Origin of the sequence: Stenotrophomonas sp. SrG (genome assembly GCF_050031795.1) — a bacterium.
GTDB classification, from domain to species: Bacteria; Pseudomonadota; Gammaproteobacteria; order Xanthomonadales; family Xanthomonadaceae; genus Stenotrophomonas; species Stenotrophomonas rhizophila_A.
This window is the reverse complement of record NZ_JBNBBE010000423.1, coordinates 1-258: the sequence shown is the minus strand read 5'-3', so window position 1 is coordinate 258 and position 258 is coordinate 1. Positions and strand designations below refer to the sequence as shown.

The following is a 258-nucleotide window of genomic DNA, read 5'->3' as shown; positions in this document are numbered from 1 at the left end:
GGCGGCATGATCTCGATGACGCTGCGCGCGATCCTGCGCCAGCCGCGCTAGCCGGTGCTGTTCCAGCCGGTGTACATCGGCTATGAAAAGCTGATGGAAGGCGGCAGCTACCTGGACGAGCGGTCCGGGCGGCCGAAGGAAAAAGAATCGATCTGGCAGCTGCTGTGGTCGATCCCCAAGGTGCTCAAGCAGAACTCCGGCCAGGTGGTGGTGCACTTCGGCGAGCCGATCGCGCTCAACGACGTACTGGCCCGCCAG

1 pseudogene is annotated in these 258 nt (G+C 64.3%); it reads left to right on the top strand.

Features of this window, described 5'->3' with window-relative positions:
- Window positions 1-258: pseudogene (locus tag ACQG3P_RS20320) on the top strand (hypothetical protein); the annotation flags it as partial.